Source organism: Thioclava sp. IC9 (genome assembly GCF_002213225.1).
Lineage (GTDB): Bacteria > Pseudomonadota > Alphaproteobacteria > Rhodobacterales > Rhodobacteraceae > Thioclava > Thioclava nitratireducens.
In genome coordinates this window covers 701,892-724,460 of record NZ_NBNX01000001.1, presented here as the reverse complement: position 1 = coordinate 724,460, position 22,569 = coordinate 701,892, and the positions used below count along the sequence as shown (strand labels likewise).

22 protein-coding genes and 1 tRNA gene are annotated in these 22,569 nt (G+C 65.0%); 5 read left to right on the top strand and 18 right to left on the bottom strand.

What is annotated here, in order from left to right; translation table 11 throughout:
- Window positions 1-15: 15 nt before the first annotated feature.
- A complete protein-coding gene (locus B6V76_RS03260) occupies window positions 16-729 on the top strand; it encodes a response regulator transcription factor (RefSeq protein ID WP_088718716.1) in 714 nt (237 codons plus the stop codon).
- On the opposite strand, the gene B6V76_RS03255 is transcribed toward B6V76_RS03260, so the two are convergent.
- The 3 genes from B6V76_RS03255 to B6V76_RS03245 all read right to left on the bottom strand — a co-directional run bounded on the left by B6V76_RS03255 (window position 704) and on the right by B6V76_RS03245 (window position 4,151).
- Complete coding sequence (locus tag B6V76_RS03255; RefSeq protein WP_166504530.1) at window positions 704-2,662, bottom strand: PAS domain-containing sensor histidine kinase; 1,959 nt, start codon at window positions 2,660-2,662, stop codon at window positions 704-706. The genes B6V76_RS03260 and B6V76_RS03255 overlap by 26 nt on opposite strands.
- A gap of 65 nt (window positions 2,663-2,727) precedes the next feature.
- Window positions 2,728-3,162: a hypothetical protein gene (locus tag B6V76_RS03250; protein ID WP_075776579.1), complete on the bottom strand. Its 435-nt coding sequence runs from the start codon at window positions 3,160-3,162 to the stop codon at window positions 2,728-2,730.
- Between the two features lie 116 nt (window positions 3,163-3,278).
- Window positions 3,279-4,151: a Crp/Fnr family transcriptional regulator gene (locus B6V76_RS03245; RefSeq protein WP_166504529.1), complete on the bottom strand. Its 873-nt coding sequence runs from the start codon at window positions 4,149-4,151 to the stop codon at window positions 3,279-3,281.
- A 518-nt stretch (window positions 4,152-4,669) separates the two neighbouring features.
- Here B6V76_RS03245 and B6V76_RS03240 point away from each other — a divergent pair.
- Both B6V76_RS03240 and B6V76_RS03235 read left to right on the top strand, forming a co-directional pair.
- Entirely contained in the window at window positions 4,670-5,086 is a 417-nt protein-coding gene (locus B6V76_RS03240; RefSeq protein ID WP_075776577.1) for a cytochrome c, read from the top strand.
- A 477-nt stretch (window positions 5,087-5,563) separates the two neighbouring features.
- Complete coding sequence (locus tag B6V76_RS03235) at window positions 5,564-5,926, top strand: hypothetical protein (protein ID WP_088726649.1); 363 nt, start codon at window positions 5,564-5,566, stop codon at window positions 5,924-5,926.
- 95 nt (window positions 5,927-6,021) lie between these two features.
- Here B6V76_RS03235 and B6V76_RS03230 read toward each other — a convergent pair whose 3' ends face one another.
- The 6 genes from B6V76_RS03230 to B6V76_RS03205 are packed head-to-tail and all read right to left on the bottom strand — an operon-like array spanning window position 6,022 to window position 11,213.
- Entirely contained in the window at window positions 6,022-6,990 is a 969-nt protein-coding gene (locus B6V76_RS03230) for an agmatinase (protein ID WP_088726648.1), read from the bottom strand.
- Between the two features lie 13 nt (window positions 6,991-7,003).
- Window positions 7,004-7,735: a 3-oxoacyl-ACP reductase family protein gene (locus B6V76_RS03225; protein WP_088726647.1), complete on the bottom strand. Its 732-nt coding sequence runs from the start codon at window positions 7,733-7,735 to the stop codon at window positions 7,004-7,006.
- A complete protein-coding gene (locus B6V76_RS03220; protein ID WP_199224695.1) occupies window positions 7,732-8,499 on the bottom strand; it encodes an SDR family oxidoreductase in 768 nt (255 codons plus the stop codon). The genes B6V76_RS03225 and B6V76_RS03220 overlap by 4 nt, the downstream gene beginning before the upstream one ends.
- Window positions 8,496-9,290: an ABC transporter ATP-binding protein gene (locus B6V76_RS03215; protein ID WP_075776572.1), complete on the bottom strand. Its 795-nt coding sequence runs from the start codon at window positions 9,288-9,290 to the stop codon at window positions 8,496-8,498. Before B6V76_RS03215 ends, B6V76_RS03220 begins: the two co-directional genes overlap by 4 nt.
- A 2-nt stretch (window positions 9,291-9,292) precedes the next feature.
- Complete coding sequence (locus B6V76_RS03210) at window positions 9,293-10,093, bottom strand: ABC transporter permease (protein WP_077701206.1); 801 nt, start codon at window positions 10,091-10,093, stop codon at window positions 9,293-9,295.
- A gap of 58 nt (window positions 10,094-10,151) precedes the next feature.
- Window positions 10,152-11,213, bottom strand: coding sequence for an ABC transporter substrate-binding protein (locus B6V76_RS03205; protein ID WP_077701207.1), 1,062 nt, complete (start codon window positions 11,211-11,213; stop codon window positions 10,152-10,154).
- Between the two features lie 139 nt (window positions 11,214-11,352).
- Here B6V76_RS03205 and B6V76_RS03200 point away from each other — a divergent pair, with 139 nt between their 5' ends.
- Both B6V76_RS03200 and B6V76_RS03195 read left to right on the top strand, forming a co-directional pair.
- Window positions 11,353-11,985, top strand: a complete 633-nt coding sequence (locus B6V76_RS03200) for a TetR/AcrR family transcriptional regulator (protein WP_075776571.1) — start codon at window positions 11,353-11,355, stop codon at window positions 11,983-11,985.
- A 12-nt stretch (window positions 11,986-11,997) separates the two neighbouring features.
- Complete coding sequence (locus tag B6V76_RS03195) at window positions 11,998-12,858, top strand: polysaccharide deacetylase (protein WP_088726646.1); 861 nt, start codon at window positions 11,998-12,000, stop codon at window positions 12,856-12,858.
- A gap of 97 nt (window positions 12,859-12,955) precedes the next feature.
- On the opposite strand, the gene B6V76_RS03190 is transcribed toward B6V76_RS03195, so the two are convergent.
- The 9 genes from B6V76_RS03190 to B6V76_RS03150 all read right to left on the bottom strand — a co-directional run bounded on the left by B6V76_RS03190 (window position 12,956) and on the right by B6V76_RS03150 (window position 22,423).
- Window positions 12,956-14,770, bottom strand: coding sequence for an ABC transporter ATP-binding protein (locus B6V76_RS03190; protein ID WP_075776626.1), 1,815 nt, complete (start codon window positions 14,768-14,770; stop codon window positions 12,956-12,958).
- Between the two features lie 5 nt (window positions 14,771-14,775).
- The gene (locus B6V76_RS03185) at window positions 14,776-15,735 is read right to left on the bottom strand and encodes an acetamidase/formamidase family protein (RefSeq protein ID WP_088724246.1); all 960 of its coding nucleotides are present in this window, start codon (window positions 15,733-15,735) and stop codon (window positions 14,776-14,778) included.
- Between the two features lie 6 nt (window positions 15,736-15,741).
- On the bottom strand, window positions 15,742-17,373 hold the full coding sequence (locus tag B6V76_RS03180) for an ABC transporter substrate-binding protein (protein WP_075776625.1): 1,632 nt from the start codon (window positions 17,371-17,373) through the stop codon (window positions 15,742-15,744).
- A 74-nt stretch (window positions 17,374-17,447) separates the two neighbouring features.
- Window positions 17,448-18,368 (bottom strand): ABC transporter permease, encoded by a 921-nt coding sequence (locus B6V76_RS03175; RefSeq protein ID WP_075776568.1) that lies wholly within the window; start codon window positions 18,366-18,368, stop codon window positions 17,448-17,450.
- Window positions 18,368-19,255, bottom strand: coding sequence for an ABC transporter permease (locus tag B6V76_RS03170; protein WP_075776567.1), 888 nt, complete (start codon window positions 19,253-19,255; stop codon window positions 18,368-18,370). Before B6V76_RS03170 ends, B6V76_RS03175 begins: the two co-directional genes overlap by 1 nt.
- Entirely contained in the window at window positions 19,233-19,841 is a 609-nt protein-coding gene (locus B6V76_RS03165) for an ANTAR domain-containing protein (RefSeq protein ID WP_088726645.1), read from the bottom strand. Before B6V76_RS03165 ends, B6V76_RS03170 begins: the two co-directional genes overlap by 23 nt.
- Window positions 19,838-20,941, bottom strand: coding sequence for a transporter substrate-binding protein (locus B6V76_RS03160; protein WP_088726644.1), 1,104 nt, complete (start codon window positions 20,939-20,941; stop codon window positions 19,838-19,840). The genes B6V76_RS03165 and B6V76_RS03160 overlap by 4 nt, the downstream gene beginning before the upstream one ends.
- 536 nt (window positions 20,942-21,477) lie before the next feature.
- Window positions 21,478-21,567, bottom strand: a tRNA-Ser gene (locus B6V76_RS03155).
- Between the two features lie 109 nt (window positions 21,568-21,676).
- The gene (locus B6V76_RS03150; RefSeq protein ID WP_075776549.1) at window positions 21,677-22,423 is read right to left on the bottom strand and encodes an SDR family NAD(P)-dependent oxidoreductase; all 747 of its coding nucleotides are present in this window, start codon (window positions 22,421-22,423) and stop codon (window positions 21,677-21,679) included.
- Window positions 22,424-22,569: the final 146 nt, after the last annotated feature.

Below are 22,569 nucleotides of genomic sequence, written 5' to 3'. Positions count from 1 at the left end.
TCGGAGGAGGCGCCTGTGGAACGGCAGACAATTCTTATCGTCGAAGATGATGCCGCCGTGCGTGCGGCGCTGCGGGAGTGTCTCGAGGCGGAAGGCTGGGCGGTGCGCGAGGCGCAAGACGCGGCCGGCATGTTGCGCGAGATCGAAACGGGCGGCATCGACCTCGTGACGCTCGATCTGGGGCTCGGCGCCGATGACGGGTTTGCCTTGGCCCGGGTGCTGCGCGGGCGCAGAAACATTCCGGTCGTCTTCATCACGGGATATGGTCAGCCACTAGACCGGGTACGCGGGCTGGAGGCGGGGGCGGACGACTATATCGTCAAACCCTTTGCCGCGCGCGAAGTGGTGATCCGCATCCGCCGCGTGCTCGAGGGATACCGGACGCGGGCCGTGCCGGTCGACCGGCTCCATATCGATCACAGCAGCATCGACCTGCGTCGGGGTGTGATCGAGCATCGCGACGGGCGCCGCGAGGACCTGACCGGAACCGAGACGAAACTGCTCGAGCTGTTCCTCAGCCGTCCGGCGCAGGTGCTCTCGCGCGACGATATCAACCGGGCTCTGCACGGGCGCGACTGGTCGCCCTACGACCGCACCATCGACACCCATATCGCCCGGCTGCGGCGCAAGATCGAACCGGGAGACGCGTCGCCCCGGATGATCCGCTCGGTGCGCGGCGTGGGCTATGTCTTCACCGGGCAGATCAACCAGGAGGCGCGTCGGGGTTGAGCGCGCGCGCGACGGCTGCGCTCAACGTCGAGAGCGAATAGGGTTTCGTGAGCAATTCGATCTCTTGCTCGACCTTCGGACGCCCGGCGAATTTCTCCGATGCATGCCCCGAAGTCAGAAGCACCGGCAATCGGGGGTCTCGGGCGCGCACCCGATCGACCAGGTCGAAGCCCGAGCAACTGCCGGGCAGGACGATGTCGGAAAACAGCAGCTCCACCGGCTCGCCCGCGTCGATCTGCTCCAGCGCCTGATGCGCATTCCCGGCTTCGATCACCGCGTATCCCAAGGCTTCCAGCCGGTCGAGAACCGTCTCGCGCACCAGCGGATCGTCCTCGACCACGAGCACGAGCTGACCGTCACCCATCCGCAGCGCGTCGCGATCTTCGGCTGCGGCGAGCATGGGATCCCCGTCGACCTCGGGAAGATAGAGCGTGATCGTCGTGCCCTCACCGGGGGCGCTGTCGATGTCGAGAAAACCGCCCGCCCGCGCCACCGAACTCGCGACGCTCGTCAGCCCGAGCCCGTTCCCGACCCGCGCATCCTTGGTGGTGAAGAACGGATCGAGCGCCTGCCGCCGCACATCCGGCGTCATGCCGTGGCCGGTATCGCTCACGCTAACCGTCAGGAACCTGCCCGGGCGCGCGCCTTCGATTTCGCCTGCCTGCTGCACGTCGAGCTGCGCGCTGCCGGTCCGGATCGTGATGGTGCCAGCCGCCGAAATCGCATCGCGGGCATTGATGACGAGATTGAGCAGTGCCCCGTCCAGTTCCCCGCGATCCATGTAGATCTGGCCTCGATCCGCGCCCGGCAAGAGACGCAGATGCAACTGTTCTCCGAGCACCCGCTCGAGAAGCGTCCACGTCTCTGCGAGCTGCGCATCGAGGCCGAAGCGCACCGGTTTGGGCGTCCGCGCCCCCGCGAGCGCCAGCAGCCGCTGGTTGAACCCCGCGCCGATCCGCGTCGCGTCGATGGCGCGTTCGAGATGCCCGCGCGCGAGATCGGCCATCTCGGTGCGCGCCGCCAGCTCCAGATTGGACAGGATGACGGTCAGAAGATTGTTGAAATCATGCGCGATCAGCCCCGCCATCCGGCCTACGGTTTCCATCCGCTGCCCGCGCACCATCGCCGCCGCAATCCGTGCGCGCTCGGTCCGGTCGAGGATTGCGCCGATAGCGCCGACCGGGCGGGGCGGGTCGGCGCTCTCGTCGAAGCGGATGTTCCCGCGCAATTCGATCACCTTGGGCTCGGCGCTGCGGGCGAGCTTGAACTCGATGGAGAATTTCCGGCTGCCCGTGGGGTCGATCGCCGCGCGATGCGCCTCTTTCAGGCGCACACGATCCTCAGGCGCGGCGAGGGCGATCCACGTGTCGAAGCTGTCGGGCACCTCCTGCGTCTCGAGGAGTTGCCGGGCGGGCTCCGTCGCGACGAGCGTGTCGCGGTCGAAATCCATCTCGAAGAACGCAATTCCCGCGGCTTTCATCGCCTCGATGATCTCTTCCGCGCGCAGGTCCGTCAGCTGTTGAAATTCCTTTTCGGCGCTGATGTCCTCGATGATCAGGATGATCCCCGCGACTTGTCCTGCGCGGCGCAGCGGTGCGACGGTCCAGCGGGTCCACGCCTCGCGGCCATCGGGACGCATCGTGCGGCTCTCGTCGCACTGCACGGTTTCGCCCGCCAGCGCTTTGCCGCGCGCGTCGCGGCAGGCGGCGGGCAGCCAAGGCAGCAACGCGTCATGGTCCGACCCGACGGCATGTGCGATATCGCCCCCGTAGGCCGCCAGAAACGCCGCCGAAGCCGCGACGAACCGCAACTCGGTGTCGAACACCGCGACCGGAACAGGTATCAGATCGATCACACCCTCCAGATCCTCGGCGAGCGCCGCAGCGCTGTGGCCCGGTCTCGGGTCGGGCCTGCACTCTTCGGAATTTGCCATCGACGCCACTCCTTGCGCGCTTGGCACCACGCGTCCCGTGCCGCGCCAACCGCTGCCGCGGGCTCTCATACGGGCGTCGCGTGACGCTTCTCTCCGGAGCCCGCGACCCGCAGTGAGGTCACGAAAAGTTCCTGCGCCTGTTTTTGCGTGTCGAACACAGCCGCCGTCATTTCCTCGGCGACCTGTCCCCAGAGGCGGCGATAGAGCGCGGAATAGTCGTCGATCGCGCCCGAGACGAATTCCGACCACGCGGCGGCGATGGCCGCCGGATCGCCGGGATTGGCGAGATTGGCGAGCAGGGCGCGGTCACAGGTGATCCGATCGGTGGTGAAGCGCAGCCATTCCTGGTTGAACTGCAATGTCCGATCCGCCGCCTGCATCTGCATCGCGACGAAGGGGCCAAGCAGCGCAGGGTCCGGTCCGTCGGGTGGAAGCAGGCGTTTCAGCAGTTCGGCGTAGCCCGCATTGGTGTACGCGGTCGCGTCGGTCGAGCTGGGCATCGGAGCCTCCTCCGGAGTTGATGTCGGCTCCCCGAGCTTTGCCGCAGGGGCAGGCGCGTGCATTGATGGAGATCAATGCGCGCGTGGCGAAACCTGCCTTGGCCCGGGGCGGTTGCCTAGCGCCGCGTCCCGGGAAACGCGGCAGCCAGCGAGCCTTTGGGCGCTTGTCCCGCGCCGCTACGCATGGCCGCGGCTTTCCCGCCCATCGCCCCTCGGTCGAAGTCCGACAGGCGCGGCGCGGGAGCGGGTTCTGAAAGGGCCGCGCCGATCCGCTCGTTCTGGAACTTGGCAAGTCGCCGCAACCGCCCGAGATCGGTGACGGCGAGGTGATCGGGCGCAAGCAGGCGGATTGCGCCGCGCTCCTCGATCTGGTGCAGCGCGCGGCACAGGGTCTCCACTGTCATGTCCAGCAGCGAGGCCAGATCGCGCCGGGTCAGCACGATGCGGATTTGCGGCGTGCTGCCCTCGATCGCGCCGGGCAACTGCTCCACGAGCCAGAGCGCGAGCCGCTGCACCGTGCTGCGCCCGCGCATCTTCACCACGCTCATCTGCAATTCTTCGAATTGGCGGTTCAGCGCCGACAGGAAGCCCCGGAAGATTTGCGGATGTGACTGCAGAAAACCGTGCCAGGTCTGGCGCGGCATCCAGCAGATGGTGGTCTCGGTGGCGGCCTCGCTCGAGAACCCGTTCACCTCGCGTTCGGGGTCGCCGATCAGGTGGCCCGTGCGCAGAATCTGCAGAACGTGTTCGTCGCCGCCCTCGGTCAGAACGACGAGTTTCACGAGCCCGGATGCGACGATCCCGATCCGGTCCGCCGCTTCGCCCTGTGCCGCGATCTCGGCCCCTTGGCGATAGGTTTCGCGGTAGCTGCGCCGGGCGAAATCGAGTAGCGCGTCACGATCGAAAGCGCTGCAGAGCCCTGTCTGGCGCGCCGTGCAGTCGTCGCATTTCGCATCGAATTGCGGCCGTATCGGCTGAATACTTGACATGTTTCCCTCCCCTTGGGTCGCCCGGTCGGTGGCAGTTCGCGGGCAACGGTCACCTGCGTGACGAGAGGAATCTTGCCGTGTCGGAGGGCATCTGTCAGGCGGTGAATTGTAGAGAAATGTTAATTTGTGCAATTTGAGTGGCGTTGTGCGCAATATTGTTGCGCGGAGCATAGGGGATAGAAGGCGGCGGAGAGAGACCGCCACGCCGATGAATTCGGTCCCGCCGGCCACGCCTCGGGGAGGGGCGCATGGTGGCCGACGGGATTCGCGAAATGCTCTTCGACCGGGGCGACCGAGCGAGGTCACCCCGAGCCTTCCGCGAATGCCAAATGATGCCCCAGCGCGGAGCAGGCGCCATTATCGGGCGTCAATCGCGGCGTAGCGAAGGCGCCGGTGCGGGGCTCGGCTATCTGCGCGTAGGACCAGGCGCGCCCCGCCAGCGCCTCCGAATTGACGGCGGACAATGCCGCGGCACCGCGCCGCGGGAAAGCTGGGCCACCGATATGGGAGGATATCAAATGACTCAGGTTCGACCTTTCCTGCTCGCTCTCGTCTTGATCGGCGCGGCGGGACCGCTCGCGGCTCAGGACGCCATGACGTCCGACGAGATGGGCGCGCAGCTTTATGCGGACAATTGTGCCGCCTGTCACGGCATGAAGGGGCAGGGTGACGGCCCGCTCGCAGAGGCCTTCATTCAGGACATTCCCGCGCTGACCGGGTTGTCTGCGGCCAACGACGGGACGTTCCCGCTGCTCAAGGTTATCCAGATCCTCGACGGGCGGACGGAAGTGCGCGGGCATGGCGGGCCGATGCCGGTCTTCGGCGCGCTGTTCCGCAACGAGCTGGAGCCGTTGGTCGGGCGTTTCGGAACCGAGGCGGTGATCCGGGGCCGGGTGCTGGCGATCGCGGAGCATGTCGCCACCTTGCAGGAATGAAGGCACCTGCCGCGCGATTGTCGCTGGTCAATGCAGGCCGCGCGGATCGCGCGCAGACTTCCGAAATCGATGCGAGGAGTCGATACGGAGATCGCCATACGGATACGCTGCGCGCTGCGGCCCGGTGGCCGGTCCGCCCCGACACGGAGAGCTCCATCGATCGAAGGGTCATCGTTGTCGTGTGATTTCCGATGTGAAAACATCGACATCGCGCGTCGGACGATGGCCTTTCGTCACGTTTGACGCGCCCAGAGGCAGGGCCGGCCAAACTCTCCGGCGCTTTGACCAAATTTTTTTCGCGCAACTGTGACCCTGTCTCGCGCCTGTCGCAAACCTCTGCGAGAAATGGGCGAAACCCCGCCCAGACAGACCGTCCGAGAGGGTTTGCGGGTTTCGCATTGACGGCGGTCAATGGCGCGGCTGGCCGGATTGGTTTTAGCTGGGAGGCGTCATAGCCAAGCTCGAAGGAGTGTGCGGATGTTTCGTTGGATCACCCCCGAGAACAGTTCTGACCTTCTGCCGCAGCCGCGAAGGTCGCGGGACGATGGCCTCGCGCCGGAAACCGTTCCGTGGCCGCTGCCGGGCGCGCGCGCCAGACCGGACGACACGGCCGGCCCGACCGGAGTGCGGCTCCGGAAAACGGGACCGGACCGCACATTGGAGGTCTCGGCGTTGCGCGATCTCGGCCTCTCTCCACAGGAGATCGCGCGCTATCTCGGCCTCGCGCTGCAGGAGGTCGCCAGTTTGCTGAGCGCCGATCTCGACCTCGCTGCGAGCCTCGCCAACAATATGACTCCGGTTTATCGCACCCGCGCGAACGCGATGCGCTGGGTGGGGTGAGCCGGTCCCGCGATCATCGCAGACCGTCCTCCGGAATGTGAAGGGCGGCCTGCGAAATGCCGGGACAGGACAGGGCAGGATGGGGGCGGTCGCGGTTACCCGCGCGTCATGGTCACGGCCATCTGGCACAGGATCTCGAACATCACCGAGACGCCGAGGAAGGCGGTAGCGCCGGAAGGGTCGAAGGGCGGGGAGACCTCGACGAGATCGGCGCCTAAGATATCCACCCCGTCGAGCAGACGGATCACCTGCAACGCCTGATAGGAATTCGGGCCCCCCACTTCTGGCGTGCCCGTTCCGGGGGCGAAAGCCGGGTCGATGAAGTCGATATCGTAGGAGAGATAGGTGGGCTTGGAACCGACGATCTCACGCGCCTCGGTCATCACATCCTCGACGCCGCGGGCGTGGAACTCCTCGATCGGGATCACGCGCACGCCTACGCTGTCGGCAAAATCGCGATCTTCGCTATCATAGGTGGAGCCGCGAATACCGATCTGCACCACGCGTTTCGGGTCGAGCAGCCCTTCTTCGATGGCACGGCGGAAGGGCGTGCCATGCGTGTACATGGTGCCGCCGAAATAGCTGTGGAAGAGGTCGGTATGGCTGTCGAAATGTACCATGCCGAGCGGCTCGGGCTTGCCCAACGCGCGCAGGATCGGCAGCGAATTGAGGTGGTCGCCGCCTGCGGTGAGCGGGCGGATTCCATGCTCGCGGACCGTCTCGAAAAACCGGGTGATCCGATCCATCGCGTCCTGAATGTCGGCGGGGTTCGGGGCGACATCGCCGAGATCGGCGCAGTTGACCATCTCGAAGGGGCGCACGCCGGTCGCGCCGTTCTGCGCCCGGATCATCGTCGAGAGATCGCGCAACTGGCGCGGGCCGTGGCGCGGGCCGGGACGGTTGGTGGTGCCGGAGTCCCACGGGCTGCCGATCAGACCGATCTGCACGTCGCACAGGCGCGGATCGTCGAGCGGCACATGCGGCAGGCGCATGAAGGTCGGCACGCCCGCGAAGCGGGGCAGATCGAAGCCGGAAACGGGGTGGAAAAAGGGATCGCTGGACATGGGGTCGCTCCTGTCAGGTCATGACGCTGCCACCGTTCACGCCGAAGCATTGACCGGTGATGAAATTGCTCTGCGGGCCCGCGAGATAGCAGGCCATCGCGGCGATATCCTCGGGCTGGCCGAACCGGGCGAGGGGCGTCGCCATGTCGATTGCCAGCTGTTCGGGGCTCATCGAGGCGGGGCTCGTCATGTCGGTCTCGATCGAGCCCGGCGCGATGGCGTTGACAAGGATTTTCGGTGCCAGTTCGCGCGCGAGTGTCCGGGTGAGCGCGATGATCCCGCCCTTAGAGGCGGTATAGGCGGACATTTCCTCGCGCCCGAGAAAACCCAGATCGCTCGCGATATTGATGATCCGGCCTTCCTCGACCCTGCGCACGAAGGCACGGGCGGCGAGGAATGTGCCGCGCAGGTTCACCGCGATCACGCGGTCGAATTCGTCGATCTTCGTCTCGGCAATCGGGCTTTCGCGCAGGATTCCCGCGTTGTTCACGAGGATGTCGATCCGCCCGAACTGCGACTTGACGGCGTCGAACATCCCCTCGACCTGCGCCTCGTCGGAGACGTCGGCGGGCAGGGATTCCGCCTCGGTCAGCTTTTGAAGTTCGGCGAGCGTTTCGCGCGCCTGCGCATCGTCGGGATGGCAGAACGCGACTTTCGCGCCTTGTGCCGCCAGCGCCAGCGAGATGGCGCGCCCGATCCCGCGCGAGCCGCCGGTGACCAGTGCAACTTTACCGTCGAGGCTCATGACATGACCTCGCCGCGGTCGACGTTGAGCGCCTGACCGGTGATATTCGCGCCAGCCTCGGACGCGAGGAACATATACGGATCGGCCATGTCGGCGGGCACCATCAGCCCGTCGATGGCTTGCGCGGCCATGATCTCGGCCTCGACCTCGGCCTCGCTGCGCCCGCTGGACTCCGCCAGTTCCCGCAGCGAATTGGCCGCCGGCCCGGTTTTCACCCAGCCGGGGCAGATCGCGTTGACGCGGATGCCGCGGGGGCCCAGCTCCTGCGCCCATGTCCGGGTCAGCCCCAGAAGGGCGTGTTTGCTGGCGACGTAGGCCGAGAAGCCCGGTACGGCGGTGCGCGCCCAGATCGAGGCGGTGATCACGATGCGCCCGCCCTCGGGAATGCGCGAGATCAGCGCGTCGGTCACGTTCTGCGTGCCGGTCACGTTGATCGCCACGATCCGCTCGAACATCGCGTTGCCCGTGGGATTGTCGCCGGTGAGCGGTGTGGGGCGCTCGAGCCCCGCATTGTTCACCAGCACATCGACGCGTTCGATATCGGCCAGCGCCTCGGTCACCATCTCCGCCTCGGCGATGTCGCAGCGGATCGCGCGGACCTTGCCGGGCAGGCTCTCGGCGGCCTCATAGATCGCGTCGGTCTCTGACAGGATGATTAGGTCGGCGCCTGCGCGGGCAAACCCTTCGGCGATGCCATAGCCGATCCCGCTCGATGCGCCTGTGACCAGAACGGTCTTTCCGGTGAAGTCGAATGTCACACTCATTCCTTGCCGCGTCCTTCCTCTCTCATCAGCCGCATCAGATGCCCCTCCAGGTCGGAGTAGCCTTCCAGTTTCACGGCTTTTTCCTTGTCGGCGATCCGCGCGCCCTGCTTGAATTCGGGCACGATCACCTCTTTCACCCGGCCCGGATGGCTCGAGAGAAAGACGATCTTGTCGGCGAGGAAAATCGCCTCCTCCAGATCGTGGGTGACGATCACCATCGTCGTGTTGGTCTTCTCAGCGACGTCGATCATCAGCTCCTGCATCAGCCAACGGGTCTCGGCATCGAGTGCGCCGAACGGCTCGTCCATCAGCAAGACCTCGGGGTCATTGGCGAGCGTGCGCGCGATGGCGACGCGCTGACGCATCCCGCCCGAGAGTTGCGACGGGTAGGCTTCGGCGAATTTCCCGAGGCCTACGAGATTGATGAATCGCTCCGCGCGTTCGCGGCGCTCGGCGGCCGGGACGCCGTTGATCTGCATCCCGAACTCGACATTCTTGCGCACCGTCAGCCAGTCGAAGGAGGTATAGGCCTGAAAGACCATGCCCCGGTCGCGGCCCGGTCCCTCTACGCGACGACCGCCGATGACGATCTCGCCGCCGCTCGGGGTCTCGAGCCCCGCGATCATGCGCAGGATCGTCGATTTCCCGCAGCCCGACGGGCCGAGAAGGACGCAGATGGAGTTGCGTTCGACGGTGAAGCCCGCGCCCTCGACGGCGACCAGCTTGCGCCCGCCCGACAGCTCGAATTCCTTCGTGATTTCGCGGATTTCCAATGCGGTTTCGGCAGCCATGCTCAGCTCTTTCTCAGATAAGGGAAGGCCCAGCGATGCAGGGCGGAGAAGGCGAGGTCGAACAGCAGGCCCAGCACCCCGATCACGATGATCCCCGACAGGATTTCATCGGTCTTCAGGAAACGTCGCGCGCGCATCATCATCGCGCCGATGCCGGTGGTGGAGGCGACGATCTCGGCGATCACCAGATAGGTCCAGGTCATCGCCAGCATCTGGCGCATCGCGGTCACGATATCGGGCAGAACGGCGGGGAAGATCACGCGGGCCACGACCTTGCGGCGCGGTGCGCCTAGCGTGAGGGCAGTCTCGACGAGTTCCTCGCGGACGTTCTTGGTGTGATCCATGATCAGCGTGATCAGGAAGAAGATCACCCCGAGGAACAGCAGCGCCAGTTTAGGGGCCTCGCCGGTGCCGAACCACATTAGCAGGATCGGGATGAAGGACGGCGCGGGCAGATAGCGCCAGGCGGAAACGAAGGGGGCGAAGAACGCCTCGATCGCGGGGAAGGAGCCCATCATCACGCCCAGCGGCACAGCCACGGCGCTGGCCAGCGCGAAGGCGATCAGCACGCGGCTGATGGAGATCAGGACATCGCTGCTGAACCCGCGACTGAAGAACAGATCGAAGGTGGTCGCGAAGACCTGATGCGGGGCTGGGACGAGAAGCGGGTTCACCAGACCGCTGGCCGAGGCGACGATCCAGATGCCGAAGAACAGCACCCAGACGGCGAGCGCGGAAAGCAGCTTCTGACGGCGGTTCACGGGCTTGCGCAGCTGGAGAAAGGGAGTGGGTCGGGCGCTCAAGGCAGATGCTCCGGCTTGGGGGAAGGGAAGCGCCGGGACGTGGCGCTTCCCGCGTGTGTTAGTGTGCGGTCAGGCTCTGGCGGTAGCCGGACTTGACCAGATCGCCCATCAGCGAGCAGTCGACGCCCTTCGACGCATCGACCTTGTTTTCCATCAGGCCGAGTTTGATCCACCAGTCATTGGTCATCGCGATCGAGTCGACCATCGAGCCGTTGGCCATGCCAAGCGGGCCTTCGCCGTCGAGCACGCCGCAGAGCCGGGCAGACTCGTCGAAATCCATCATGTAGATGCCGCCCTCGAAGGACTTGCCGTTGGTGCCGATAACGTAGCCGACATCCTCGGCGGGCCATTGCAGGAAGGAGGCGATCATCTTGTTGGCCTCTTCGGTATGCTGGTTCCAGTAGGCCAGACCATCCCAGCGCGCCTTCAGTACCGCCAGCGCCGCCTCGCGGTTATCGGCGATGAACTTCTTGTTCATGTAGAGCGCGTCCATGAAGATCCCGGTCTTGAGCATTTCCGGATCGGAGGTGTCGACAATGGAGCGCGCGCCCGGTTTCGCCTCGAGCACCTTGGAAATCCACGGCTCGTACATGTAGGCGGCGGACAGGTCGCCCGACATCATCGGACCGACGGCTTCATCGGCGTTGAGGTTCACCCATTCCACCTGATCGGGAGTGATGCCCTCGGAATCGAGCCAGATCCCCATCAGCAGCTGGCCGATATAGGCCTGCGGGGCCGCGACCTTCTTGCCCGGCAGGTCGGCGGGCTCGGTGTCCGGTGCGAGGATGACGTGATCGACCCCGTAGGAGGGGTTGAGCTGAGCCACGTTCACCACGTCGGTGCCGCGATCCACGACCAGCGGCGTGTAATCGGCGGTGCAACCATAGACGTCGATCTGACCCGCGGCGAGGGCGGCATGCCCGCCCAGCGGATCTTCGAAGATCGTGATGTTGAGATCGTAATCGGGGATCAGGTTCTGCTCCTTGGCGACTTCGAGCATGGCATAGCCCGGCCAGGAGACGCAGACCCCGACATTGACGGTTTCAGCGGCGGCAGCGGAGAGGCTGCCCGCGGAGAGGGCGACCGCGGAGGCGGCGGCGATTTTGAGAACGGAGCGCATAAGCGGACCTCACTGTTGGTATGGATTCTTGATCTTGTGAAGAAAACTTTATGAGATAAAAACTTTTATGCAATAAAAATTTTGTCTTGACCAAAAACGAGCCATCGCAGACAACTGTTCGCAACCCTAGGAGGACCTTGTGAGCAACCTGCGCGCCCAACAAAAACAAGACCGTCGCAACCGCATCGTGACATCGGCCAAAGAGCTTTTTCGCGAAAAGGGCTATGACAAGACGACGATCGAGGCGATCGCGGTCGCCGCGGGCGTCTCGGGGGTGACTGTCCATAACTACTACGGAACCAAGGCGGGGGTGCTGCTCGCGCTGGTCATCGAGAGCGACAAGCAGCTCTTGGAACGGCTCGACGCCAGGTTGCCCGGGAAAGAGGCCGATCTCGTCGAGCTGACGCTCGCCTTCGCGCATGAGATCATGGAACACGCGATGCAGACGCTGGAGAAGGAAATCTGGCGTCAGGTCATCGCTGCGGTCACGATCGAGGCGGGCACGCAGCTGTCCAAGGCCTATTTCAAGCTCGACGAACAGCTTGCCTCGGTGCTGGTGCGCCGGATCGAGGCGATGCAGCGGGACGGCCGGCTCAGTGCCGATCTCAACCCGCTCCATCTGGGCCGCGCGCTGTTCCAGCTGCAGAACGCCCGTTTCATCCAGTTCATTTCCACCGACGCCGCGCGCCGGGACGATATCGAGACCTGGCTGCGCAACGATATCGTGGCGCTGTTCTCGGTGACGCTCCCGGTGTCCGCCGATCCTTCCTGAGCGGAGAGTGACATGTTTCTCAACCCGATCACCTGGCCCGAGGGCAAGCGCTGCGCCGCCTGCGTGACCTTCGATATCGACGCGGATTCGTTGATCCGCACCGCCCGTCCTGACGATGCCGAGCTGCGCCTGCAGCCGATTTCGATGGGTCGCTACGGGCCGACGGTCGCGGTGCCGCGCATCCTCGAGACCTATCGCCGTCTGGGCCTCACGCAGACCTTCTTCATGCCCGCCTGGGTGATGCAGAATTATCCCGCGACGGTCGAGGCGATCCTGAAGGCAGGGCACGAAATCGGGCACCATTCGTGGATGCACGAAGACCCGATGGAACATTCCGACGAACGCGAGGCGGAGCTGTTCGAGCGCGCGCTGGAGGTTCATGTCTCGATGACGGGCCACAAGCCGCGCGGCTATCGCGCGCCGGTCTATTCCTTCACGCCCGCGATGCTGAACCGGTTGATCGAGCACGGGTTTCTCTATGACAGCTCGATGATGGCCGACGAGTTGCCCTACCGCGTCGAAACCCCGAAAGGCAGCCTGATCGAGATGCCGCCGCATTGGGGCACCGATGACTGGCCGCCCTTCGCGCATTTCGGCGAGATCGACTACCTGATGCCGATCCGTGCGCCCTCCGATGGCATCCGCGCCTTCGCCGAGGAGTTCGACGCGATGCACGAGGCGGGCGGGTTCTGGATGCCGGTGCTCCACCCGTTCCTGACGGGCCGGTTGGCGCGCTGGCGCGAGATGGAACGGCTGCTGGAACGCGCCGTGGCGACGGGCGACGTCTGGTTCGCACCGATGGAAGAGATCGCCAGCCATGCGAAAGCTACGGAGGCGACGCTTCGCCACGAACGGATCGGCGTCGAGACGTAAAGCCGCTTCGGGAACGAAGGCCACCGATCTGCCAAATAGAACACCGCGGCGCCGAACAGCGCCGCGGTGTCTTCGTTTATCTGTTGGCTGTTCGCGCTTATTCGGCCGCGGTGTCGGAGGGCATCGCGGGGAGATCACCATCCGCCACCAGGTGTCCGTCGCCAACGTCGCGCAGCGTGAGCCGCTGCGGGCCGGTGCCCAGCTTGTAGACCGGGCTGGGAACCTCGCCGGAGAGGCGCGGAATGGGTTCGCGCACCTTGTCGGGGTCGGGGATCGGCACGGCGGCCATCAGGCGCTTCGTGTAGGGGTGCTGCGGTGCGCCGAAAATCTGCGCCCGCGTGCCCATCTCCACGATTTGCCCCATATACATCACCGCGATCCGGTCCGATATGTTCTCGACCACGGCCATGTCATGGCTGATGAACAGGTACGCGATGCCGAACTCGCGCTTCAGCGCCTCGAGCAGGTCCAGCACCCGTGCCTGCACCGACACATCCAGCGCCGAGACGCTTTCATCCGCCACGATCAGCTTGGGCTGCAGCGCCAGCGCGCGGGCGATGCAGATTCGCTGGCGCTGGCCGCCCGAGAACTCGTGCGGATAGCGGTCGAGCTGATCGCGGGTGAGGCCGACGCGTTCGAACAGCGCCGCGACCTTCTCGCGTTGCTCCTCGGGCGTACCGATGCCATGGATCACCAGCGGCTCGGCTACCAGATCGCCCACCCGCATCCGCGGATCTAGCGCGGCCATCGGGTCCTGAAAAACGATCTGCACGTCGCGGCGCATCTCCTTCATCTTCGCGCCGCTCAAACTGCCCATCGTGTGGCCTGCGACCTCGATGCGGCCCTGATGCGGCACGAGGCCGGTCAGCGCCTTCGCGATGGTGGATTTGCCGCAGCCGCTTTCACCCACGAGCGAGAAGGTCTCGCCCTCCATTATATCGAAGCTTACACCTTCGACCGCGTGCACTCGGTGCGTGACCTGCGACAGGATACCGCCGCGTATGTCGAAATGCACCTTCACGTCGCGCAGCCGCGCCACGGGTTTGGCATCCGGCGACGCGCCCGCAGCGCCGCTGCCATCGCCCATGCGCGGTACCGCGGCCAGCAGGTCCTGCGTATAGGCCTCGCGCGGGGCGGTGAAAATCTGCGAGACAGGGCCGGTCTCGACCGCCTGACCCTGCTTCATGACGATGACCCGCTCGGCCATCTCGGCGACGACGCCCATGTCGTGGGTGATCAGGATGATCGCCGTTCCCATCTCGTCCTGCAGATCGCGCAGCAGATCGAGCACCTCGCGCTGCACTGTCACGTCGAGCGCGGTCGTGGGCTCATCGGCGATCAGCACGTCGGGGCGCAGCGCCAGCGCCATCGCGATCATCACGCGCTGCCGCATGCCGCCGGACAGCTCGTGCGGATATTGCGTCATGCGACGCTCGGGTTCGGAGATGCGCACACGCCGCAGTGCCTCAAGCGCACGGGTCCGAGCCTCTGGCTTCGAGACCGGCTCATGCGCGCGGATCGCTTCGGAGAGTTGCAAGCCGATCGTCAGCACCGGGTTGAGCGAGGTCATCGGCTCCTGGAAGATCATCGCGATGCGGTTGCCGCGAATGGCGCGCATCCGGCCCTCGGGCAGGCGCGTCAGGTCTTCGTCATGGAAGCGGATGGCGCCGGAACTGACCCGAAGGGCAGGGGGCGGCAACAGACCCATGATGGCCAGAGAGGTCAGCGACTTGCCCGACCCGCTTTCGCCCGCGATGGCGATGGTCTCGCCGCGTGCGAGCGTGAAGCTCAGATCGCTGACCAACGCGCGCTCGCGCCCCTCCGAGCGCACCGAGATCGTGAGACCTTCGACGGCGAGCACCGGCTGGGCGGGCTCCGGGGCCATGACGGCCCCGGCTTTCGTTTGTTGCATTTCGATCATTCGAACACGTTTCTCGGGAAGTAGAAGCTGACGACCCAGTTGGGCATATCGACGATCTCGGATATGCGCAGATCGCCACAGGTCGAAACCAGCATATAGGCGTCCACCGCCGACATGCCGCGCTGTGCGCACAGAAGGTCGATCATGCCCGAGACCGCATCGCGCGCGCCCGACATCAGGTCCGGGCCGATGCCCGTCGTGACCTCGTATCCCGCCGTGTCGAGGTGGCGCGTGACCGGCCCCGGCGTGGTGAAGCGCGGGAATTTCAGCGTCTCGTTCTTGATCAGGTCGAAGCTGAGCACGCAGTTCATCGGGCTTTCGATCGCGGTGCCGCAGACCTCGCCATCGCCTTGGGCGGCATGGGTGTCGCCCACGGAGAACAGCGCGCCCTCGACCTCGACCGGCAGGTAGAGCGTGGTGCCCGCCGCCAGATCGCGAATGTCGAGATTCCCGCCCACGCGGCGCGGCGGGACGATGGAATGCGGGCCGGCTTCTGCCGGGGCGACGCCGATCGTGCCGCAAAACGGTTTGAGACCCACCTTGCCTTCGCTGCCCCAAAGCGCCTTGTCGGGCGAGCCAGCGTCGTATTTCCAGATCGTCAGCGCCGGATCCTCGAACTGATCCGCCAGCAGGCCGAAGCCCGGAATGTTGGCGGTCCAACCCCAGGCGGAGCCTTCCTGCTCGCGCGGGGTGAAGCTGTCGATGGTGACCTTTAGCACGTCACCGGGCTTCGCGCCTTCGACATAGATCGGGCCGGAGACCGGGTTGATCTTGCCGAAATCGAGCGTCTTGACGTCTTCCACGGTCGAGGACGGTCCGAGCTGTCCGGCCGAGCTGTCGTGGCAATGGAATTCGATGGTCGATCCCGGGGCCACCGTCTCGGCCGGGACAAGCGAGTTGTCCCAGCCGAAATGGTGCTGTGCGCCGTGGATCGTATAGTCACAGGCTTTGCACATGCGCGCTTACTCCGTCACGTACACGTAGTCGTAGTTCACGGGGATCGAGACCGGGTCGACATAGAGCGCATCTTCGCCGCCCATACGGCTCGACTTCATGGTGTAGCGGTTCTCGTTGAACACCGGCACCCACGGCGCGTCTTCCATGACCTTCATGTAAACGTCGGACCATTTCTGCAGGCGTTCGTCCTGCTTGGCCGGGTCGGTGATCGAGTCCGCCTCGGTCGCCATCGCGTCAAGTTCCTTGTTGCAGTACCACGACCAGTTCCAGCCGCCCTCGACCGCACCCGCGCAGCCCAGGATCGGCCCGTAGAAGTTGGACGGATCGGGGAAGTCGGCGATCCACGCCATGCCGCCCGACCAGATCATCGGCGCGGTTTTCGGCGTGCCGCCCGCTTCGATCACGTTGGCCTGCGCCAGCGCCTTGATGTCGACCTTCACGCCGATCTGCGACAGGTCCTGCTGGATCGCCTGGGCGATACGCGGGTTCGGATCGGTGTTCATCACGTAGAGCTCGGTCTCGAAGCCGTCGGGATAGCCCGCATCCGCGAGCATCTGCTTGGCCTTTTCCTGATCGAAGGGGTAGCCTTCGTAATCCTTGGTATAGCCCGGCATCGACGGCGGCAGCGGCTGGTTCGCGGGCGTGGCGCGACCGTTGATCATCTGCACGATGCGATCCTTGTTGATCGCCATGTTCATCGCCCGACGCACCTCGACCTTGTCGAAGGGCGCCATCTGGGTGTTCAGCGTGATGTAGCCGGTATGCAGCTGGCCGCCCATGACGACGCGTTTGGCCTCGTCGGGATTGTTCATCACCTCGTTGAACTTCGCCGGCGGGATGCCATCGCCGGGCACGTCCACCTCACCCTTCTGCAGGCGCAGCAGGGCCACGATCGGCTCTTGGCCGACCTCGAAGGTGATGGTGTCGAGATAGGGGATGCCCTCGCGCCAGTAATCGGCGTTCTTCTGGAACACGAGCTGCTGGCCGATCGTCCAGTCGGCGAGCTTGAACGCGCCGGTGCCCACGGGATGCTTGCCGAAATCGGTGCCGTATTCGTCGACCGCTTCCTTCGGCACGACCGAGGCGAAGTTCAGCGCCATCACGTGCAGGAAGGTCGCGTCGGCGCGCGACAGCTCGATCTTGACGGTGTAGGGATCGACGACGGTCACGCCTTCGAGGCTCGTGGCCGAGCCGTCCGCCATCGCGTCATAGCCCTTGATCGAGCCGAAGAAGCCTGCGCCGGGCGACTGGGTCGCGGGCGTGGTCACGCGGTCGAGCGAGTATTTCACGTCTTCGGCGGTCATTTCGCGACCGTTGTGGAACTTTACGCCCTTGCGCAGGTGGAAGGTGAAGACCGTGCCGTCATCCGAGATCTCGTAGCTCTCGGCGAGGCCGGGGCGCAGCTCGGTGGTGCCGGGAACGTAATCCATCAGCCCGTCGAAGATCGATTTGATCATCGACCAGTTCTGCCAGTCATAACCGATCGCCGGGTCCAGCGTGGCCACGTCATCCTTGTAGGTGATGACGATATCGCCGCCTTCCTTGGCGTTCGGGTCGGGGGTGTAGTCCGCCGCCGCGGCAAAGCTGCCGAAGCCCAGCGACACCGCGAGGGTGCTCGTCACGAGCATCTTTCTCATCAAGCTCATTTTGTCTCTCTTTCTCCGTTGGACGTTAGTCGAGGGGCCCGGTTCCTCCGGGGCTCTGGTTGCGATCAGCGCAGCTTGATGCGCGGATCGATGAAAGGTGTGATCAGGTCGGCCAGCAGGTTGCCCAGCACGATCGCGCAGGCGGATACGAGCGTGACGCCCATGATGATCGGGATATCGACGCGCTGGATCGCCTGCCAGGCGAGCTGCCCGATGCCGGGCCAGCCAAAGACGCTTTCCACGACGACGATGCCGGACATGAAGATGCCGATATCGATCCCGATCATCGCGATGATCGGCAGGATGGCGTTCGGCATCGCGTGCAGCGCCAGCACCCGGAAGCGCCGCAGACCCTTGGCGCGCGCGGTACGGATATAGTCCGAGCGCAGCACGTCGATCATCGAGGAGCGCATCATCCGGCTGTACCAGCCCGAGCCCATGATCCCGAGGGTCAGCGCCGGCAGCACGAGGTTCGAGAAGCTGCCGTAGCCACCGATCGGGAACCAGCTCAGCTTGACCGCGAAGACATAGAGCAGAAGCAGGCCGACCACGAATTGCGGCGCCGAGACCGCGACGAACGAAGTGATCATCAGCGATTGGTCGAGCGCGCCGCCTCGGCGGATCGCGGCGACGATGCCCAGCGTGAGCCCCATGATCAGTTCGGCGACGATCGCGCCCAGCATCAGCAGGAGCGTCGCGGGCAGACGCGCGGCGACCAGCGTCGCGACCTCGGTCTTCTGCAGGTAGCTGCGGCCCATATCGCCTTGGAACAACCCGGTCAGGTAGCGCCAGTATTGCACGATGAAGGGCTGATCGAGGCCCAGCTGGTGGCGGATATTGGCAACCGTTTCGGGCGTGGCCGAGCGGCCCGCGATCTGACGCACCGGGTCGGCCGGCAGCACGAAGAGCAGGAAGAATGTGATGAAGGAGACGCCGAGAAGGATCAGGGCAGCCTGGATCAGGCGTCGGATCAGATAGGCCAGCATCAGTCACGCCCTCTCTGCGTCGGGTCGAGCACGTCGCGCAATGCGTCGCCCACGAGGTTGAAGGACAGCGCCAGCAGCAGGATCGCGGCGCCCGGGATGAAGACGAGCCAAGGGGCCGCCTGGAAATAGGTCTGGTTCTCGAAGATGATGTTGCCCCAGCTTGGCGTCGGCGGCTGAACCCCCACGCCGAGATAGCTCAGCGTCGCCTCCAGCAGCACCGTGGTTGAAATCCCCAGCGTGCCCCAGACGATGATCATCGGCACCAGATGCGGCAGGATGTGACGGAACAGGATGCGCACTGTGCCCGCGCCGAGGGTCCGCTCGGCGGCGACGAATTCACGCTCGGCCAGCGCGGAGGTCTCGGTGAAGACCACGCGCGCCGTCTGCACCCAGTTTACCAGCGCGATCACCATCGCGACGATCCACAGCGACGGCGTGAAGATAGCGGCGAGGCAGATCGCCAGCAGCAGCGCCGGGAAGGCCATCATCAGGTCGGTGAAGCGCATCAGCACCGCACCGATCCAGCCGCGGAAATAGCCTGCCGTTACGCCGATCAGCGTGCCGATAATCAGCGCAAGGCCGTTCGCGACGACGCCGATGATCAGCGAGGTCCGCGCGCCGTAAAGGATGCGCGAGAACAGGTCGCGGCCGAGAAGGTCGGTGCCGAGCCAGAACTTTTCGCCCGGCGGCATGGGGGCGCCTTCCAGCGTCAGCCCGTCGAACATCTGGTCCTGCGGCTCGAATGGCGCGATCCACGGCGCGAAAATCGCGCCAAGCGTTACGATCGCGATGATCGCAAAGCCCAGAAGGGCGAGCTTGCGGCGCATCAGGCGGCGCAAGGCGCTTTGCGGTCGGGCCGGTCCCTCAGCCAAGGTCGCGTCGGTCATCGGTCTTCCTTTGTTCGTCATGGTTGGCGACGATGCGGCGCGCGGCATCCTCAAAACTCACGCGCCAGGCCATCGCCATCTGGCGGAGCTGGTCATAGGCCTCCGCCTCACTCTTTCCCCGCGCGGCCAGCAGAGTGACCGCCCGCACCACCGTCTGGCGCTCGTCGAGGCGGCGACGCAAATCCGCGATCTCCGCCGAAAGCTGCGCCCGCGCCTCGAAACCGAGCCGCGCGATCAGCAGCGCTGAATAGACCCCGCCATCGCCCACCGGTTTGAGGAGCTGCGCATGGGCACCGGCTTCCAGCGACCATTCGATCCGGCCCGGCGCTTCGGTCCCGATCAGCGCGATCATCGGCATCGGGCTTTGCCCCGGCTTCCACGGGAATTGCTCGTCATAGCCCTGATCCGCGTCGAAGAAGACGAAATCGCCCGACAGCGCTTCCGCCGGAAGTTCGGGCCAGCAATGCACGACCGTCAGTCCGATCGCGCGCAACTGTCGTTCGAGCGCCTGCACGGTCGCGTGCGGGCGATGCAGGATATAGGCGCGGGCGCCACCGAGATCGGGGATGTGGATCTTGCGCTTCATGACACCACCTTCAGTCGGGGCGCGCCGGGCGAGACCGCGTTGCGACCCCGTGCGAGATAGGGGTCGCCCGCGACGGCTTCGAACCGCTCGCGAACGGTGAAACCGCCGTTCTCGACCTGCGCGATCAGGACGGGCAGGGCGGTATGGTGGGTCGAGGCGTCGATGCCCTCGGTACCCTGCGGCGCATCGTGCAAGAGTTGTGCGAGGCTCTGGTCCGGGGCGTCTTCGTGCCCCGAGAGCAGAAGCGCGAGACGATAGACCGATGACCACGCGGCCGCTTCATGCGAGGAGCCGAAATTGCGCTGCGCCTGCGGCCAGCCGGTCGCGCCGCGGAAATACGGCCCGGCGGCCACGAGCCCCTCGGCCGCGCCCGGATGGATCGCGGGCAATTCGCATTCGGTCAGATTGCACGAGAGGATCGGGCAGGTCTCGGGCCGGAAATGGGCGTCCTCCTGACCGAGCCTGTGATAGGCTTCGAGGAAGGCGTATTGCGACGGGCCGATCAGGTTGTTGAGAATGAAATCGGGCCGGGTCGCGCGAATTTCAGCAATCATCCGGTCGACATCAAGCGAGCCGAGCGGCAGGTAACGTTCGCCCAGAACCTCGCCGCTAGCGGTCGAGATCACGTCTCGGGCGAGCCGGTTCATCTCCCAGCCCCAGATGTAATTCGAGCCGGTCAGAAAGCCCCGCCGTCCCAGCCGGGCGAAGGCCCAGCCCAGCATTGGCAGCAGGTGCTGGTTCGGGCAGGCATGGGTGTAGACGACATGATCGGAGGCTTCGAACCCTTCGTAGGGCACCGCGTACCAGAGCGTACCGCCCGCTTTCTCCAGCGTCGGGATCACTTCCTTGCGGCTCCACGACGTGACGCAACCAATCACGTGGCGGGCATCGCTGTCTCGCAGAATTTCCTCGCAGAGCGGACCGTAGGCGTCGATGTTGCCCTCTGGGTCGCGCTCGACCGGAGCAAAGGTGAGCGGGAAATCGGGCATCGCGTTGATCTCTGCAATCGCGCTCAGCGCCCCGGTCCGGCAAGCCTCTGAAATCAGAGAATAGCTCCCCGAGCGGGAATATAGCAGGCCAAGTTCGATCCGTTTCTTCATATCCGCTCCCGCAGCACCCCTGATCCAAAACGCAAAACGCCCCGCTGACTTGCCGCAGGAAAGCGGTGTCAAAGCGAGGCGCAATTGCCGTTCGGGTTGTTCCGATGTGGAACCAAATTTGCAGCGTGAGACTCAGGCGGCAAGCGCAAATTGCGAAACCCCTGCGGGTTCACAGCTCAGAGGTGGATTTTTCGGGGTGGCTGCACAAAATTTGTGCACAAAACCGTCATCTGAGAGCAATGTTTTGTCACACGCCGGTGAGAATCGGTTTTGGAGGGATCGGTTTCGTTCGTCCGAGCACGACGCGCCGCGTCTGCCGCCGGGAACAATGCTCCCCGCGCGGCGACTGGCTTCGGTCCGGGAACCTCTGACTTTCCGCAGGGGGCGGCTGTTTGCCAAAATTCGGAAGCCGGGAAAAGGGCAAGCGCTCCGCTCGCATGGCAAATTCACCGAAAGAGGTGGGCCACGCGCCGAGCTACGCTAGCTAAACGCTGATTTTCTTGGATATTTTCCCCACATTCATTCGTCGGGGAAAGTGGCGGAGAGACAGGGATTCGAACCCTGGGTCGGCTCTCACCGACAACGGTTTTCGAGACCGCCGCATTCGACCACTCTGCCACCTCTCCGCATCAGGGGTCGTTTCGTAGGGCGGGATTTAGCCGCCCTCGCGCGCCCTTGCAACCCGTTTTTCGAGGATTTTTTCAGATCCTTCGCAAAGCCGTCATAAACGTAAGGTCAACGCATCCGGAGCGCCCCGTCGAGGCGGATCACTTCGCCGTTCAGATAGCCGCTCTGGACGATGAAACCGGCAAGTTTGGCGTATTCCGAGGGATCACCGAGCCGCTTCGGGAAGGTGACTTCGGCCGCGAGGCTGTCCTGCACCTCCTGGGGCAGGCCCTTCATCATCGGCGTGGCGAAAATGCCCGGCGCGATGGCGCAGCAACGGACGCCCTGGCTGGCCAGATCGCGGGCGAGGGGCAGGGTCATCGCGACGATTCCGCCTTTTGACGCCGCATAGGCTGCCTGGCCCTTCTGGCCGTCGAAAGCCGCGATGGAGGCAGTGTTGATGATCACGCCACGCTCGGGGCCGGGGTTGCGGGCCATCTCGGCGGCGGCGAGGCGGGCGACGTTGAAGCTGCCCACGAGGTTGATGTCGATCGTGCGCGCGAAGCTCTCGAGCCGGTGCGGCCCGTCGCGGCCGACCACGCGCTCGCCGGTGGCGATACCGGCGCAATTGACCGCCACATCGATGCCGCCCATCGCGTCTACTGCGGCTGCGATCCCGGCGGCGACGCTGTCCTCGGAGGTCACGTCGACCTCGGCGAAGGTCGCGCCGATCTCTGCCGCATAAGCCTCGCCGCCCGCCTGGTCGCGGTCGAAGAGCGTCACCTGCGCGCCCGACTCAACGAAGTGCCGCGCGGTCGCAGCCCCCAGCCCCGAAGCGCCGCCGGTGATGATGGCGCGAATTTTGCTCAACTCCATGTGATACTCCCTCGAAATGAACGCGTGTTCATTAACCAGTGGAACCGCCGCTTTGTCCAGTGTTGCCAATGCATTTTGCGGCTGCAGCATCCGGCGCCCCGATCACGTCTTGTGACAGCTTCGGCAACCTGCCGCCTATGGCCGGA